Here is a 16,286-nt window from a genome sequence, read left to right as displayed (position 1 = left end):
CGCCCGTCCCCCTGCGTCGCTGTTCCGTTTGCAGGAGGCGCCCGGCGTGTCGCCGCGGGGGGTGCGGCAGAGTTGGGCACGACACATCTCCGCTCCTGCAAACGGTAGGGGCTGGGGCGGGGTCGAGAGAGGGGCAGCGGATGTCGGTGACCGGTCCGGCGCTCAGCCGCCGGCTGGGCACGGTGGATGCCGTCGCGCTCGGCCTGGGGTCGATGATCGGCGCGGGCATCTTCGCCGCGTTCGCGCCCGCCGCTGCGGCCGCGGGTGCCGGCCTGCTCGTGGGACTCGTGATCGCGGCGGTCATCGCGTTCTGCAACGCCACCTCGTCGGCCCAGCTGGCCGCGCAGTACCCCACCTCCGGCGGCACCTACATCTACGGGCGCGAACAGCTGGGCGAGTGGCCGGGGTTTCTGGCCGGCTGGTGCTTCGTGATCGGCAAGACGGCGAGCTGCGCGGCGATGGCGCTCACGGCGGCCGCCTACGCGGTCCCGGAGGAGTGGGCGAAACCGGTCGGCGTGGCCGCGGTGCTCGTGCTGGCCACGGTCAACTGCTTCGGCGTGACCCGCACGGCCGCGCTCACCAAGCTGATCGTCGTCTTCGTGCTCGCCGTGCTGGTCATCGTGATCGCCGTGGGTCTGCCCACCCCCGCCGGCACCGTGGCGATCGGGAACGTGCTCTCCGGCGGCTGGTACGGCATCCTGCAGTCGGCCGGCCTGCTGTTCTTCGCGTTCGCCGGGTACGCCCGCATCGCGACGATGGGTGAGGAGGTGCGCGACCCCGGCCGCACGATCCCCCGCGCCATCATCATCGCGCTCAGCATCGTCCTGGTGCTCTACGCCCTCGTCGCCGTCGCCCTCGTGTTCACGCTCGGGCCCGTCCCGCTCGCGAGTTCCCGCGCGCCGCTCACCGATCTGCTGGCAGCCCAGGGGGTCACCGCGCCGATTCCCCTCGTGCGCGCCGGGGCAGCCGTCGCCGCGCTCGGCGCCCTGCTCGCACTCGTGGCCGGCATCGGGCGCACGACGCTGGCCATGGCGCGACACAGCGACCTTCCCGCCTGGCTGGGGGCCGTGCATCCGCGCTACCGGGTGCCGCACCACGCCGAAATCGCGCTCGCGCTCGTGGTGAGCGTGCTCGTGCTCACGATCGACCTGCGCGGAGCGATCGGCTTCTCGTCGTTCGGGGTGCTGCTGTACTACTTCGTTGCCAATGTGTCGGCGTTCACGCAGCAGCCGGGCAATCGCCGCTATCCGAAGGCGCTGCAGGTGCTGGGTGCCAGCGGATGCCTCGTGCTCGTCGCGACGCTGCCGCCGGTGTCGATCGTGGCCGGCCTCGTCGTGGTCGCCGCGGGTGTTTTCTACCGGCTCGCGCGCCTGCGCCGACGCCCCGCCCGCCGGAGGGACTGACAGTTCGACCGCGAGAGTGAGCCGTCCGGACGAGAGCGAGCGGCGTGCCGGTCACGCTCGTCCGGAACCGGCACCCTCGGCGAGCGGATGACCGTGGCGGGCTCGCGGACGTCGCCCGACGGCCGCGACTGCCCCGCGTTCTGGGTCTGGCCCCACCCCCGACGCTTCCTTAGCGTTGCAGTGAGCAACATTCAAGGAGCCCCGTGAACCACCCCGTATCCACCGGCGGCTCCCGCAGCCACTTCCGCACCATGATCGCCTGGGTGCTCGCCGCAATTGCCGTCCTGTCCGTCATCGTTGGCACATCCGCCGATGGCGTTCCCGGCTTCCTCCTCGCAGCCGGCCTGATCGGCATGGTCACCGCCGTGTACACGTTGCTGACGGGCCGCCGGTCGTGGGCGAGACTCGCCTCCCGCCGGATCGCGGCCGGAGCGATGGCCATCGGTCTCGTCGCCACCCTCGTTGGCGGATCCCTCGCCGGCTCGGCACGCGCCGCTCAATCCGACGCCGCATTCGCACCGCCCGCGCCCACCGCGAGCGCCACCAGCACGCCAACCCCAGCCACGACGCCGACGACGTCACCGACGCCATCCGTTGCGTTCACCGATGAAGCACCGGTCGACCCGGCCAGTGTCACCGAGCCGGAGCGCCGGCCCGAAGTGGCCGTCGCCGACTCCTCCGTCACCGACCGTACCGCGCTCGCGCTGCTCGCGACGATCCCGGTCAAGGGCAAGGCGCCGAAAACGGGCTATGACCGCACGGGTGACTTCGGCACCGCCTGGCTCGACGTCGACCGCAACGGATGCGACACCCGCAACGACATCCTCGCTCGCGACCTGCACGACATCGTGCGCTCCGGCCCGTGCAGGGTGCTCACCGGCAGCTTCACCGAGCCATACACCGGCAAGGCCGTCCACTTCCTCCGCGGCAACGACACGTCGGCGCTCGTTCAGATCGACCATGTCGTCGCCTTGTCGAACGCCTGGCAGACGGGCGCGCAGAAGCTCTCCGAAGCCCAGCGGATCTCGCTGGCGAACGATCCCCTCAACCTCCTCGCCGCGGACGGGCGGGCGAACATGCAGAAGGGAGACGGCGACGCGGCGACCTGGCTGCCCGCCGCGAAGTCGTTCCGTTGCGCCTATGTGGCTCGGCAGGTCTCGGTCAAGGCCACGTACGGCCTGTGGGTCGCACCGGCCGAGCACGATGCGATCGCCCGCGTGCTCTCGTCGTGCCCGAAGCAGCCGGCGCTGACCTCGGCCTTCGCGCCTGCGGTCGTCGCGCCGGCACCGGCCCCCGCGCCTGCCCCTGCCCCTGCTCCTGCTCCGAAACCGGCACCGGCACCCGCACCGGCACCCGCACCCGCACCGGCACCGGCACCGGCACCGGCACCGGCACCGAAGACGGTGCACCCGGGCTCGTTCTGCGCGCCGTCCGGGGCGACCGGCGTCACCACCAAGGGCACCGCGATGGTCTGCGGCACGACGGCCAACAGCCCCGACCGCGCCCGCTGGCACAAGCAGTAGCGACCCGGCTCAGATGAACGGCCGGTACACCTCAAGGCCGCCGGGAACCACCGTCACCCGGTACGTGTACGCGGTGCCGTGGCTGTGCACCTCCCCATCGTGGGCGAGCGGTTGCGCCTCGCGGGAATGAACACGGATCTCGGTGGCCTCCTGGGTCCGCTCCTCCAGGCCCGTCGAGCCGGGCAGGAGATCCGAGACGACGGAGCCCAGACGCCCTCCGAACGACAGCGACCACACCGCCCGAGCCCGCGACCGGACGCGCAGCACCCGCAGGTCGAGGCTGCCGCCGCCGAGTCGACGGCGGCGTAACGGCGCGGCCCCCGGGGCGTTCCGGCCCACACCGACGAACAGCGACCACACCTCGGTGTCCCGCCCATCGATCGTGACGGCGGCCGGATGCGCGTTCGTCATCACCCGCACGGCCGCGACCACCGAGCCCACCCACTTTCCGACGCGGGCCTCGACCTTCTCGCGCTCCGCGACGAAGTCCGAGTAGACGCCGAGGGATGCCTCGTTGAGCACCGTCTTCGGGTCGCCGTCACCGACGGTCAGCTCCGCAACATCCACGCGCACGCCCTCGCCGGCCAGGAGCCCATCGATGGCGGCGTCGACCGACTCGATGCCGGCGGCTCCCGCGAAGTGATTGAAGGTGCCGCTCGGCAGCACCAGGAGCGGCAGACCCGCGTCGCGCGCCACCTGCGCAATGGCCCCGACGCTGCCATCGCCCCCGGCGACCCCGAGCACCTGCGGCCTGTCGCCGGACTCCAGCGCCCGGCGGGCGACAGCGACGAGGTCCTCGCCGTCGTCGAGCCGGTGCACGGCCGCGCGCGGCAGCCGCGCGCTGAGGGCCTTCATGGGGTCCGGTCGCAGCGTGCTGTTGCCCGAGGCGGGATTCACGACGATGAACGCCCCCTCGCCGTCCGGCAGGGCGGGAAGCCCGACCGGAGTGCCGCCCTGACCGCGGTGGCGCGAGGACGACGACCGCGCAGGCACGATGGCTTTGCCAAGCGCAGCGGTGGCGACGCCGATGACCGAGCCGCCCACGACATCCGAGAACCAGTGCGCGCCGGTGTGCAGGCGCGAGTACGCGACGGCCGCGGCGACCGGCGCCACCGCGAGCCCGAGCCGGGGCGACTCGAGGGCGACACCGGTGGCGAAGGCGGCGGCGCTCGCCGAGTGGCCCGACGGGAACGAGGCCGAGGCCGGCTGCTTCTTCAGCCGCCGCCCCACCGGAATGTCCTTGAGGAGCGGGCGGTCGCCGCCGAACAGCTTCTTGCCCACGAGGTTGGCGAGAATGCTCGCGACGACCAGCGACCCGACGCCGCGCAGCGCCGGCCGGGGTCGGCCGAACAACGCCAGTCCTGCCGCGATGGACACCCAGAGCCGGCTGCGATTGGCCGCGTTCGAGAGGCGCACGTAGCCGCGATCGACCAGCGGATGCACCCGGCGGGCGTTGATTCGCCGGCCGACCACGGCATCCACTTGTCGAACCCAGGCGGGAAGGAGCCGCAGGCGTCGCGCGGCGACCACCGGCCCGGCAGTCCGCCGGTTCACAACAGCACGGCGCGCGCTCACGCGGCGGGAGGGGTGCCCGGCTCGCGCTCCGACTCGGTGATCTTCTGCAGGGGATCAACCTCGCCGGTGGCCGCCGGGTCGTCGTCGGTGCCGTGCTCGCCGTCGGTGGGGCCGTAGTCCGGCAGCGGCGGCAGTTGCTCGTTGTCGGAAGTGGATGCGTCGCTCATGGTGCCTCCTCGTCTGGCCCCACCCTAGGCACGATGCCGACGAGCGGCAAGGAGTCGCGCGGGGCTACTGCGCCCAGGGCTGCGGCTCCGACCGCACCGCTTCGCCGGTGGCGGCCGCCTGTTTCATGAGCAGCGCGAGGTAGTGGTCCTGCGCGGCCTCCGCGAGGCTGTACACCGGTGGGCCGCCTGCGACGTGCGCGTGCATGCGCACCAGGCACTCGGCGATCGCGATCTCGTCGTCGCTCAGCCGCGCCGGCAGGAACGGGTTGAGGTACACCCAGTCGCTGCCGCTGATGAGGCCCCGCAGGAACTTGCCCTCCAGGTTGCCGCCGACGCCCGTCTCGATTCGCGTGATGGTCTCGAACATCGGCGTGCGCACGTCCTTCAGGTATCGCACCCCCAGGTCGACGATCTCGCCGCGGTCGCCGCGCACCACGAGGCGGTTCGCGCGGATCCAGGAGAAATACTGTTCATCGGCGAAATCGTAGACGCCGAGCCGGTCGCCGAAGTCGAAATGCGCGATCGCCTGGTGGGCGGTCACCACCTCCTCGCGCACCGGGTCGCCGTCCCGCGACGGCCCGCGGGTGAGCGGCGACTCGAAGGCGCTCGCCGTGATCCGGGCGTCTTCGAACCCGATCCCCAGCGCACGGCGCATGATGCTCACCCCGTGGTAATCGTGGCACTGGGCCACCTGCACCTGGCTGATCTGGCCGAGCCGCCCCGACCCGGCGATCGACAGCTGCGCGTTCAGCAGCGGCGAGAGGTGGTACTGCTCCGCCACCTGAATGACAGCACCCTGCTCAACAAGCCGGTGCAGCGGCAGCATCGCCGCCACGTCCAGCCCGGGCGGGGTCTCCGTGAGCACCGGCACGCCGTGCTCCACCAGGCGCGCAACGGATGCCGGCGCCGCCTCCCGGGGAACGGACACGACCGCGAACTCCGGCCGGGTCGCCGCCACGACCGCGTCGATGTCCCGATACGTCGGGATTCCCCACTCGGCTTCGATGGCGCGACCGGTGTCGGCGCTCCGGGTGACCAGGCCCACGACCTCGAAGCGCTCCGGCAGGGCCCGGGCGACGCGCAGGAAGAAGGCGCTGCGCCATCCGCTGCCCACGACCGCGAAGCGGATGGGCGTGTCCGAGCGGCTGCGCATGGCCGGCTCAGGCGTCCCGGCGACGGAGTGCGACGGCCCCGAGGGCGAGCGCGACGAGCGCCCAGGCCAGCACGACGAGGCTCGCGACGCCGGGAGGCAGGGCCGCCCCGGGCCCGGCATCGACGCCCGGCGGCAGCTCGACCGGGACGGCGTACATGGCCTGGCCGGCGTTCGAGAGCAGGTTCGGCGTGATCCCGCGCGCCCATTCCGCCACGCTGCCGAGCATCTGCACGAGCACCGGCAGCACGAGCATCACGCCCAAGGCGACAGCGATGCCGCCCGCGCTGCTGCGCACGACCGTGCCGACACCGAGCGCGAAAACGGCGACGAGCCCGAGGTAGACGGCGCCCCCGACCAGGGCGAGCAGCAGCGCTGGGTCGCCGAGGCTGGCGTCGATGCCCCGGCCCGTGCGCACGGGCGCGGTGACCGCGAACACGAGGAACACGGTGACGAGGCCCACGAGCGTTGTGCTGACGAAGAGCACGATCGCCTTCGCCCACAGAACGGGCAGGCGCGTGGGAACGGCAGCGAGGGTCGACTTGATCATGCCTGTCGAGTACTCACCGCTCATCACCAGCACGCCGAGAACGGCGGCGATGAGCTGGCCGACCATGAGCCCGGCCGTGCAGATCGTCACCGTGATGTCCCGAGCGGATGACGCGTCCATTTGCACGGGCTGGCCGGTCGGGTCGAGGCGGCTGAACGTTGATGCCAAGAGCAGCCCGAAGCCGAGCGACAGCAGCACGATGAGCGCGAACGACCACACGGTCGAGCGCAGGCTGGTGAGCTTGATCCACTCGGAGCGCAGAATGCCCCCGAAGGTGAGCTGCGATGCCGCGCGGCGGGTCGGCGTCAGGGTGGTGGCGGTCATCGGCCGGCTCCTTCGATCGCGGGTTCGGCATCCGAACGGTATTCGACCTCGTCCTGGGTCAACGAGAGGTAGGCGTCTTCGAGCGACCCGGTCACCGGGGTCAGTTCGTGCACGGCGACGCCGAGGCTCGCGGCGGCCTCGCCGATGTCCTCGGCGGTGCGCCCGGTGACGAGCACTGACCCGTCGGCGGCCGGCGTGGCCGACACCTCGGGAGCGGCCAGCGCACCCAGCAACCGGTCCATGTCGGCGCTGCGCACCCGCACCGAGCCCGCTCCGCTCATCGCGACGATTTCAGCAACGGATGCGTCGGCCACCACGCGTCCGCGCCCCAGCACGATGATGTGGTCGGCCGTCTGCGCCATCTCGCTCATCAGGTGCGAGGAGAGCAGCACGGTGCGGCCCTCCGCCGCGAGGTGCCGCACGAGGGTGCGCACCCAGCGCACGCCCTCGGGGTCCAGACCGTTGACCGGTTCGTCGAGGATCAGGGTGGCCGGGTCGCCGAGCAGGGCGGCCGCGATGCCGAGCCGCTGCCCCATGCCGAGGGAGAACCCACCGACGCGCTTGCGCGCGACGGACTCGAGGCCGGTCATCGCGATGACCTCGTCGACGCGCTTTCGACCAATGCGGTGCGTGGCGGCCATCGCCCGCAGATGCTTCTCGGCGGTGCGCCCCGTGTGCACGGCCTTGGCGTCGAGAAGCACACCCACCTCCCGAAGCGGCGCAGCGTGGTCGCGGTAGGCGGCGCCGTTCACGGTGACAGTGCCCGCCGTCGGCCGGTCAAGGCCCACGATCATCCGCATGGTGGTGGATTTACCGGCCCCGTTGGGTCCGAGGAACCCGGTCACGAGGCCCGGTTCCACGGTGAAATCGACCCCGTCGACCGCCGTCTTCGAGCCGTACTGTTTCGTCAATGAGCGTGCTTCGATCACGTTTCCCCCGTTCTTCCGCCGGCTGCGGGGCGTTCGCCTCGTCGCAGCACCAGAGTCAGGCTAGGGCATGCGCGGGCGTTTCCGCTGGCTCTGCAGCACACATTGCCACGCGTGCAGGCCCAGGTGCGCACTTACCGATCCGTGGCCGCGCCCACCTCTCGGGCATCGAGCTGGCGCCGCAGATCCCTCAGCTTCGTGATTTGGCGATGGGCCGAGATCGGCGAGAGGACGGCGCACGCCGCGCGAAGTCCGCAGGTGAGCGGGCGTGACGCGGAATCCAGCCGCGCGCATCCGTTTTCCCTGCGTCGAAAGCCGGGCGTAACGTGAAACGCATGGAATTTCGATACCTCGGACACAGCGGACTCAAGATCTCGGAGATCACCTACGGAAACTGGCTGACCCACGGGTCACAGGTGGAGAACGACACGGCAACGAAGTGCGTGCGCGCCGCCCTCGACGCCGGCATCACCACATTCGACACAGCGGATGCCTACGCCAACACCGCGGCGGAGTCGGTGCTCGGCGAGGCACTCAAGAGTGAGCGTCGCGCCTCGCTGGAGATCTTCACCAAGGTGTACTGGCCGACCGGCCCGAAGGGCCACAACGACGTGGGGTTGTCGCGCAAGCACATCCTCGAGTCGATCGACGGGTCGCTCGAGCGGCTGCAGACCGACTACGTCGACCTGTACCAGGCGCACCGCTACGACCACGAGACCCCGCTCGAAGAGACCATGCAAGCGTTCGCCGATGTCGTGCGCTCGGGGAAGGCCCTCTATATCGGTGTGTCTGAGTGGACGGCGGACCAGCTGCGCGACGCCTCCAAGCTCGCGAAGGAGCTCGGGTTCCAGCTGATCTCCAACCAGCCGCAGTACTCCATGCTGTGGCGGGTCATCGAGCAGGAGGTGGTGCCCGCCTCGGAGGAGCTCGGCATCTCGCAGATCGTGTGGTCGCCGGTGGCGCAGGGCGTGCTCACCGGCAAGTACAAGCCGGGGGCGGAAGCACCCGAGGGATCCCGCGCCCGCGACGCGAAGGGCGGCGCCGACACGGTGAAGCGCTTCATGACCGACGGCGTGCTCTCCGCCGTGCAGAAGCTGGCCCCCGTCGCCGACGGCCTCGGACTCACCATGGCGCAACTCGCGATCGCGTGGGTGCTGCAGAACCCGAACGTGGCATCCGCCATCATGGGCGCCTCGCGCCCGGAACAGGTGGCCGACAACGTGAAGGCCAGCGGCGTCGCCCTCGATGCCGCGACCCTCTCCCGCATCGACGACGCCATCGGCGGGATCGCCGAGCGTGACCCCGCGAAGACGGTCTCACCCGAGAAGCGCCCCGCCTGAGCGGTCGCTCCTGCCCGTACGCGAGTGTGCACTTTTTGCGGTTATGACGTCGGACGTCATTCCCGCAGAAACTGCTCACTCGCGTGAGTGGGTGGGTGGGTGAGTGATTGATTGATTGGGTGAGTGACTGCGGGGCAGAGCGCGCTTAGGGGAGCAGGCCACCGGCCATCGACTGCAGCAGCAGCGGCAGCACGCTGACGGATGCCCCCACCAGCGCGAGCATGCCGGCCAGCGTCCACCCTGCGCGCAGGAACCGCGCCGACCGCACCTCGTGGTCGAGCACGGCGAACTTGTCCCACACCTCGGGGTGCACGACGACCGGCGCCGCCTGCCACGTCGACGGCTCGTCGAGGATGTCGACCAGCAGATCGAGCTCGGACTCGTTCATCACCACGACCAGGTTGGTGAGCCAGCTCACGAGGTCACCGGCCTCGATCACCCGCACCTTGCGGGGCCGGGCACGTACGATGACGTGCTTGGCTCCGACGAGGGCGATGACGGGCTGCACCGGCGGAAGCATGGGCATCCGTTCGCGGAGCATGGCGCCCACCCGGGACGCCTCCAATTCGGCGTTGCGGATGTCGTTCGTGCCTCGGCCGGAAATCAGCATGGTGTGCCCGGCGACCCAGACCTCCTGGCCGCTGTAGTGCCTGGTGTTGATCGTGAACACGCCGCCTGGCCCCACGACGAGGTGGTTGATGCCGTACCCGCCGCTGCCGACGGGGAGCGCGTGGAAAACGGTCCACTCGTGCGGCAACCCGGTGAGCAACGACGCGACAGCGAGCTCCCCCTTGGCGCCGCGGTACCACGGCTCGCTCTCGGGGCACAACGGCGAGGCGCCGAACAGCCGACCCAGGAAGGAGCGGGGCGGCCGGGATTCCTGGCAGTGCAAGAGCTCCTCGATGACCGACTGCGCCGCGAATCGTTCGCGCATGGTGATGCTGTCGGTCACGGAGCTCCTCATTGGTCCGATTGAATCTACGGCCGATCCGCCAGCCGGCGGTACTCCCCCAAACGGGTCGCTTTCGCGTGTCGCTGCCACGGATGCCGCGGCCGACACGCTAGGCGGCCCCGCGTCAGGCGATAGCGCCGTCCGAGACCTCGTCCGGCCCGCTCCCGGACTCCTCCTGTGCCATCGCCCGGGCGGATGCCTCGGGCACCCACATGACGTCGCCGTGCTCCTCGTTCGCTTCCCGCGCGAGCACGAACAGGAGGGTCGACAGCCGGTTCAGGTACGTCGCCGTCAACGGGTTGACGAGTCCCGGATACGCCTCGATCACCGCCCACACCGAGATCTCCGCGCGGCGCACGATGCAACGCGCCTGGTAGAGCAGGGAGGCTCCGATGGTTCCCCCGGGCAGCACGAGACCGCCAAGGTCGGTCGCCTCGGCGCCGTAGTGGTCGATCGCCCGCTCCAGGCGTTCGATGTGGGAGGGGTGGATGCGAGCCGGGGACGGCTCCGGATCATCCAGCGGAACGGTCAGATCCGTCACGAGGTCGAACAGGTCGTTCTGCACGCTGGCGAGCGTTGTCGTGACGTGAAGCGGCAGGCCGCCGACCGACATCGCCACGCTCACGCCGGAGTTCGCCTCGTCGCAGGTGCAGTACGCGGCCACCCGGAGATCGGTCTTTGGAACGACACCGTGCCGGCCGAAACGGGTCTCTCCCTCGTCGCCCTCACGGGTGTACCAGGTCACTCCGGCCGGTTGGGACTCCTCAAGCTCTGCCATAGGCGCAACTATAGTAATGAGCCCTGCCCCCGCGTAACGTGTGAAAAAGTCGGGAGTGAGGATCACCGACCGTATGACCCACGTGTGCGAACTAGTCACGGCTCGAACCGCAAGGAGCGATATGACGATCGACCGGCCGACCGAACCGACCGAGACGGAACCCACCGCCGCAGAGACGGGCGCGGCGGAGAACATGTCTTTCAAGGACGGCTGGTCCACCGTCGACAAGACGGTCTTCGGCGTCGCGGCCGGCATCATCATCGTCATCTGCGTGCTCGGCGTGGTCTTCACCGACGCGGTGGGAACCAGCGCCACGGCGGCACTCGGCTGGGTCACCGACAACCTCGGCTGGCTGTTCATCCTCGGCGCGTCGGGCTTCGTCGTCTTCTCGCTGGTGCTCGCCTTCGGGCGGTACGGCAGCATCCCCCTCTCCCGCGAGGGTGAGGGAACCGAGTTCTCCACCCTGTCTTGGGTGTCGATGATGTTCAGCGCCGGCATGGGCATCGGCCTGATGTTCTACGGCGTCTACGAACCCGTCACCCACCTCGCCGATCCGCCGCCGTTCGTCGAGGCCGCCGCCGGCAGCCCGGACGCCGCCCGCGCAGCCATGGCGTACACGTTCTTCCACTGGGGGCTGCACCCGTGGGCCATCTACTCAGTCGTGGGCTTGGCGCTGGCCTACTCCACCTACCGGATGGGCCGCGGCAACCTGATGAGCTCCCCGTTCCAGGCGCTGTTCGGCAAGGAACGCATCGAGGGCAAGGGCTGGGGCAAGCCCATCGACATCCTCGCGATCATCTGCACCAAGTTCGGCTCGGCGACATCCCTGGGCCTCGGCGCCCTGCAGATCGCCGCGGGCATCTCGCTGCTGCGCACCGGAAAATTCGACGAGAACCCCGGCGCCGCGCTGCCGATCATCATCATCTGCGTGCTCACCGTGGGCGTCGTCTTCTCGGCCGCCAGCGGGGTCTCCAAGGGCATCAAGTGGCTGAGCAACACCAACATGGTGCTGTCGGCGTTGCTCGTCGTCTTCGTGTTCGTGGTCGGGCCGACGGTGTTCATCCTCAACCTGCTGCCGTCGTCGATCGGCGCGTACCTCACCGACATCGTGCCGATGAGCTTCCACTCCGGCGTCTTCGGCGGCAGCGACTGGCTGGCCAGCTGGACGATCTTCTACTGGGCCTGGTGGATCTCGTGGACCCCGTTCGTCGGCACCTTCATCGCCCGCATCTCGCGGGGCCGCACCATCCGCGAGTTCGTGCTCGGCGTGCTGCTGGTGCCCACCGGTGTCAGCATTCTCTGGTTCATCGTCTTCGGCGGCGCGGGGCTCAACCTGCAGCTGAACGGCGTCGACATCGCCGGCACCGGCAGCGAGGCGGCGGGCTTCTTCGCCGCCCTGCAGCAGTACCCGTTCTTCATCGGGTCGGCCCTCGTGGTGATGGTGCTGACGGCGGTGTTCTTCATCAGCGGCGCCGACGCCGGCGCCCTCGTGCTCGGCACACTCTCCAGCAGGGGCCGCAAGGAACCCTGGAAGCCGCTCGTCGTCATGTGGGCGGTGCTCACCGGCGCCGTCGCGGCGGTGCTGCTCTACGTCGGCGGTCTCGGCGCGTTGCAGACGTTCACGATCCTCGCGGCGAGCCCGTTCGTGCTCATCATCATCGGGTTGTGCGTGTCGCTCTACGTCGACCTGCGGCGCGACCCGCTGCGACAACGCACGCTCGGCCCGGTGCGCATGGCGACGTCGTCCATCCGCACCGTGCCGTTCACGAATCCGTCGACCGACTCCGCCGACGAGGCGGTCGACGTGACGGATGCGGGTTCCCGCGCCGCTGAAGACCGCTAGCGTGGGGGCGCTGGGCCGGTTCTTCGCCGGCGTCGGCTACCTCGGGCAGGGCTTCCGCCTCTGGGCCCGCTCCCCCCGGCTGATGCTGCTCGGCGCGCTGCCCGCGCTCGTGGTGGGCGCGGTGTACACGGCGGCCCTGGTCGTGTTCGCCCTGAACCTGCCGGCGATCAGCGCGTGGCTGACGCCGTTCGCCTCCGGCTGGGACGACACCTTCCGCGTGACGACGCGGATCATCGCGGGCATCGCCGTGTCGGGGCTCGTGCTCATCGTCGCGCTGTTCACCTACACGGCGATCACCCTCATCGTGGGCGACCCGTTCTACGAGCGCATCTGGCGCCGCGTGGAGGAACGGGTCGGCGACGAGCCCGCCGGCGACCAGCCGTTCTGGGGGTCGCTGGCCCGCGGCATCCGCGACGGCCTTCGCCTGCTCGCAGCGAGCCTGGTCATCGGCCTCGTGCTGTTCGCGCTGGGGTTCATCCCCGTGGTCGGGCAGACGATCGTGCCGGTGCTCGGCGCTTTCGTGGGCGGCTGGTTCCTCGCCGTCGAGCTCACGGGCTTCGCGTTCGACGCGCGCGGGCTCGCGCTGGCCGACCGGCGACGGATGCTGGGCGCCGACCGGGCGGCCACGCTCGGTTTCGGGGTCGCGACCTACTTACTGTTCCTCGTGCCGCTCGGTGCGGTGGTGGTCATGCCGGCGGCGGTCGCGGGCGCGACGCTGCTCAGCCGGGCGGCGCTCACCCGGTCCGGGCACGGCACCGCCGCGGGCTAGAAGAGCGTGAACCCGCCGTCGACCGTGACGATGGAGCCGGTCATGAAGCTCGAGGCGTCGCTCGCGAGGAAGATCGCCACCGGGCCCAGCTCCGCCGGCATCCCGTAACGCCTCATGGCGGCCGGTTCCACGCACCACTCCTGGTACTCCGGCTGGTCAACCGGCGACATCTCGGTGAGGAAGTAGCCCGGGGCCATCGCGTTCACGCGGATGCCGTGCGGCGCCCACTCCGCGGCCAGCGCCTTCGTCAGCTGGTGCACCGCCGCCTTCGACGCCAGGTACGACGCCTGCCAGCGGGGGCGGTTCACGATCTCCGCCGACATCGACCCCACGTTCACGATCACGCCGCCGCCGCGCTCGGCCATGCGCCGGCCGACGGCGCGGCTGCAGTACCAGAGCCCGTCGACGTTGGTGGCGAAGACGTCGTGCCAGGCAGCGTCCGGGGTGTCGAACGCGGCGCCGCCGACGCCGATCCCGGCGTTGTTCAGCAGGATGTCGATGGGCCCGAACTCGGCGCTCACCGCGTCGACCGCCCGTTCGACGTCGTCGACGTCGGTGACCTCGAGCTGCACCGCGTAGGAGCGGATGCCGCGTTCGCGAAGCGCGGCGGCGGCGGCCTGCGCCGCGTCCAGCGTGCGGGCCGTCACCGCGACGGATGCGCCGGCGTCACCGAGCGCTTCCGCCATGGCGCGGCCGAGTCCCCGGCTTCCGCCGGTGACCAGGGCGACCTTGCCGTCGAGGGAGAACCTTGCGAGGGCGTTCATGCGATCCGCACCGTCCCGCCGGTCCGCAACGATTCCCGGGCGGCGAGCGACACGTCCAGGGCCGCGATGGCGGCCTCGGTCGGACAGAAGTCTGGCGGGGTCCCGGCCTGTCTGCAACGGAGGAAGTAGGCGGCCTGGGCGGCGTAGGGCGAGTCGGTCGTGTCGGCGGCCGAGGCCCGGTCGGGCGAGTAGCGGTACTCCTCACGGAGAACGTCGCCACCCTGCACCCCCTCGATCTCGAGGGAGCTCGAGAAGGGAGACCCGGCGGGCATCTCGGAACAGCACACCACCCGCCCGACACCGCCGCCGGCGTACTCGACGGTCGTCTCGATCTCGCCACGCGTGCCGCCGGACCGCGCGGCCGTAACGGCGGTCGGGGTGCCGAGGAACAGGTTCACCTGGTCGAAGTCGTGGATGGCGAAGTCGACGAGAACGCCTCCCGAGGCCGACTCATCATCGAGCCACGACCCCGACGCGCGAGCGACAGAGCGCCGCGATGCCCGGACGGCGCGCACCGAGCCGAGGTGACCGGCCTCGACACTTGCCCGGAGCATCCGGTAGCCGGCGAAGAAGCGCACAACCTGCGCGACCATGAACGTCGCGCCGCTGTCGGCGGCGGCGCGAGCGACGGCGAGGGCGTCCTCACGGGTGAGGGCGATCGGCTTTTCGAGCAGCACGCTCTTGCCCGCGGCGAGCGCGCGGATGGCGATGCCCGCGTGAGAGGGCGTGGGCGTGCAGACGGAGAGGATGTCGACCTCGTCGTCGGCCAGCACGTCGTCGAGCTCGGAGACGAACCGGGCGGCGGGCGCGCCGGCCAGCGGCGGCCGCGGGTGCGGCGTGCAGACGTAACGGATCCGCTCCCCCAATCCGAGCTCCGACCACGCCGCGGCGTGCGCTGCGGACATGGTGCCCTGACCGATAACGGCGATGGTAGGTCGGGTCACCGGAGGCTCCCGTTGACCACGCTCGCGTGGAACAGGTGGTCGAGGATCATGCGGCCCGCCCCGATCACCCCGCCCCGGGTCTTCGTCTGGCTCACCGTGATCTCGAGCTGGTCGGTCGCCAGCGGCAGGCACTCGGTGTATATGGCCGAACGCACGCCGGCCACGAAGGCCTCCGCCTCGCTGAGCGTGCCACCGAGCACGAGTCGTTGCGGGTTGAAGAAGTTGACGATGGTCGCCATGACCCCGCCGGTGCGGGTGCCGGCCTCGCGCAGCGTCTGCGTGGCCAGCGGATGCCCGTCTTCGGCCAGGCCCAACACCTCCCGGGCATCCGCCACGGGCACCCCGGCCGCCCGGAGACTCGCGAGGATGGCAGCGCCTCCGGCCACCGCGTCCAGGCACCCCCAGCGCCCGCAGGAGCAGAGTGTCTGCGGGGCGTTCGGCACCGGAACATGGCTGATGTCGCCGGCCATGCCGCGATGCCCGTGGTACAGCGAGCCGGAGGCGATCACCCCGCAGCCGATGCCGGAGCCGGCCTTGACGAACACCATGTGATCCACGTCATCGCCGAGGCTCACGTGTTCGCCGAGGGCCATCAGGTTGGCGTCGTTGTCGGCCAGAGCGGGAACGCCGCTCAGGCTCTCCAGCAGGGCGCCCGCGTCGACACCGTTCCAGCCGGGCATGCGCGAGGGGGAAACGAGCCGGCCGCCGGGCCTGTCGACAGGCCCCGGGAGGCCCATGCCGATGCCGCGGAGGCGGCGGTCCGGACTGTCGGAGGCGGCCACCATCGCGTTCGCGACCTCGACGACCCAGCCGAGTATGCGATCCGGGCCGTCGGCGATGTCCATCTCGAGCCGGCGTTCGGCGAGCAGGCCGCCGGCCATGTCGAAGAGGGCGAACGAGGCGTGCCGAGCGCCGAGGTCGACGCCGCACACGGCACCGGTGCTCGGGTTGACCTCCAGCTGCCGGGGCCGGCGGCCGCCGTTGGAGCTGCCCCGGCCGGCTTCGCGCAGATAGCCGTTGCTGATCAGCGCCTCCACCCGTGCTGCGACGGTCGACGGTGCCAGGCCGGCCACGCGGGCGATGTCGGCCCGCGACGCGGAGGCTCCGGAGCGGACGAGGTTCAGGATGCCACCCGGCGACGAGTCGTGGCTGGATACGGAAGCGGGGGGCAGGGTCATCGTCGTTGAGCCAATCCACGAGGCGGGTGTTGTGTGACTTTCACCCTACACGCTTTGTGCGAAATTGGACTAAGTAAATCCACTATTGCATGTAAGCGGG

The 16,286-nt window shown here is 70.6% G+C and carries 15 protein-coding genes; 5 read left to right on the top strand and 10 right to left on the bottom strand.

Annotation, left to right across the window (positions count from 1 at the left end; translation table 11 throughout):
* Window positions 1-140: 140 nt before the first annotated feature.
* Window positions 141-1,403: an APC family permease gene (locus EEJ31_RS04680; protein ID WP_199727273.1), complete on the top strand. Its 1,263-nt coding sequence runs from the start codon at window positions 141-143 to the stop codon at window positions 1,401-1,403.
* A gap of 203 nt (window positions 1,404-1,606) precedes the next feature.
* Window positions 1,607-2,926, top strand: a complete 1,320-nt coding sequence (locus EEJ31_RS04675; RefSeq protein ID WP_233563732.1) for an HNH endonuclease family protein — start codon at window positions 1,607-1,609, stop codon at window positions 2,924-2,926.
* Between the two features lie 9 nt (window positions 2,927-2,935).
* On the opposite strand, the gene EEJ31_RS04670 is transcribed toward EEJ31_RS04675, so the two are convergent.
* The 5 genes from EEJ31_RS04670 to EEJ31_RS04655 form a co-directional block, all read right to left on the bottom strand.
* A complete protein-coding gene (locus EEJ31_RS04670; RefSeq protein WP_233563731.1) occupies window positions 2,936-4,408 on the bottom strand; it encodes a bifunctional phosphatase PAP2/diacylglycerol kinase family protein in 1,473 nt (490 codons plus the stop codon).
* 89 nt (window positions 4,409-4,497) lie between these two features.
* Window positions 4,498-4,668, bottom strand: a complete 171-nt coding sequence (locus EEJ31_RS13835; RefSeq protein ID WP_158603897.1) for a hypothetical protein — start codon at window positions 4,666-4,668, stop codon at window positions 4,498-4,500.
* Between the two features lie 64 nt (window positions 4,669-4,732).
* A complete protein-coding gene (locus EEJ31_RS04665; RefSeq protein WP_123045125.1) occupies window positions 4,733-5,821 on the bottom strand; it encodes a Gfo/Idh/MocA family protein in 1,089 nt (362 codons plus the stop codon).
* A gap of 7 nt (window positions 5,822-5,828) precedes the next feature.
* On the bottom strand, window positions 5,829-6,692 hold the full coding sequence (locus EEJ31_RS04660; RefSeq protein ID WP_123045124.1) for an ABC transporter permease subunit: 864 nt from the start codon (window positions 6,690-6,692) through the stop codon (window positions 5,829-5,831).
* Window positions 6,689-7,621: an ABC transporter ATP-binding protein gene (locus EEJ31_RS04655; RefSeq protein ID WP_123045123.1), complete on the bottom strand. Its 933-nt coding sequence runs from the start codon at window positions 7,619-7,621 to the stop codon at window positions 6,689-6,691. Before EEJ31_RS04655 ends, EEJ31_RS04660 begins: the two co-directional genes overlap by 4 nt.
* A gap of 332 nt (window positions 7,622-7,953) precedes the next feature.
* Here EEJ31_RS04655 and EEJ31_RS04650 point away from each other — a divergent pair, with 332 nt between their 5' ends.
* The gene (locus tag EEJ31_RS04650; RefSeq protein WP_123045122.1) at window positions 7,954-8,958 is read left to right on the top strand and encodes an aldo/keto reductase family protein; all 1,005 of its coding nucleotides are present in this window, start codon (window positions 7,954-7,956) and stop codon (window positions 8,956-8,958) included.
* Window positions 8,959-9,103: 145 nt separating this feature from the next.
* Here the strand turns inward: EEJ31_RS04650 and EEJ31_RS04645 are convergent, their stop codons facing one another.
* Both EEJ31_RS04645 and EEJ31_RS04640 read right to left on the bottom strand, forming a co-directional pair.
* Window positions 9,104-9,910, bottom strand: coding sequence for a nuclease-related domain-containing protein (locus EEJ31_RS04645; protein ID WP_158603896.1), 807 nt, complete (start codon window positions 9,908-9,910; stop codon window positions 9,104-9,106).
* Window positions 9,911-10,034: 124 nt separating this feature from the next.
* Entirely contained in the window at window positions 10,035-10,688 is a 654-nt protein-coding gene (locus EEJ31_RS04640; protein ID WP_123045120.1) for a cob(I)yrinic acid a,c-diamide adenosyltransferase, read from the bottom strand.
* A 121-nt stretch (window positions 10,689-10,809) separates the two neighbouring features.
* Here EEJ31_RS04640 and EEJ31_RS04635 point away from each other — a divergent pair, with 121 nt between their 5' ends.
* Both EEJ31_RS04635 and EEJ31_RS04630 read left to right on the top strand, forming a co-directional pair.
* A complete protein-coding gene (locus EEJ31_RS04635; RefSeq protein ID WP_123045119.1) occupies window positions 10,810-12,531 on the top strand; it encodes a BCCT family transporter in 1,722 nt (573 codons plus the stop codon).
* Entirely contained in the window at window positions 12,500-13,300 is an 801-nt protein-coding gene (locus EEJ31_RS04630; RefSeq protein WP_123045118.1) for an EI24 domain-containing protein, read from the top strand. The genes EEJ31_RS04635 and EEJ31_RS04630 overlap by 32 nt, the downstream gene beginning before the upstream one ends.
* Here the strand turns inward: EEJ31_RS04630 and EEJ31_RS04625 are convergent.
* From EEJ31_RS04625 to EEJ31_RS04615, 3 genes are read right to left on the bottom strand one after another with little or no spacing between them, the layout of a single operon-like run.
* Window positions 13,297-14,064 (bottom strand): SDR family NAD(P)-dependent oxidoreductase, encoded by a 768-nt coding sequence (locus EEJ31_RS04625; protein ID WP_123045117.1) that lies wholly within the window; start codon window positions 14,062-14,064, stop codon window positions 13,297-13,299. The genes EEJ31_RS04630 and EEJ31_RS04625 overlap by 4 nt on opposite strands.
* Complete coding sequence (locus EEJ31_RS04620; RefSeq protein ID WP_233563730.1) at window positions 14,061-15,008, bottom strand: Gfo/Idh/MocA family protein; 948 nt, start codon at window positions 15,006-15,008, stop codon at window positions 14,061-14,063. The genes EEJ31_RS04625 and EEJ31_RS04620 overlap by 4 nt, the downstream gene beginning before the upstream one ends.
* On the bottom strand, window positions 15,005-16,186 hold the full coding sequence (locus EEJ31_RS04615) for an ROK family transcriptional regulator (protein ID WP_123045116.1): 1,182 nt from the start codon (window positions 16,184-16,186) through the stop codon (window positions 15,005-15,007). The genes EEJ31_RS04620 and EEJ31_RS04615 overlap by 4 nt, the downstream gene beginning before the upstream one ends.
* Window positions 16,187-16,286: the final 100 nt, after the last annotated feature.

Source organism: Cryobacterium tepidiphilum (assembly GCF_003716325.1).
Lineage (GTDB): Bacteria > Actinomycetota > Actinomycetes > Actinomycetales > Microbacteriaceae > Cryobacterium > Cryobacterium tepidiphilum.
This window is presented reverse-complemented; position numbering and strand designations above follow the sequence as displayed.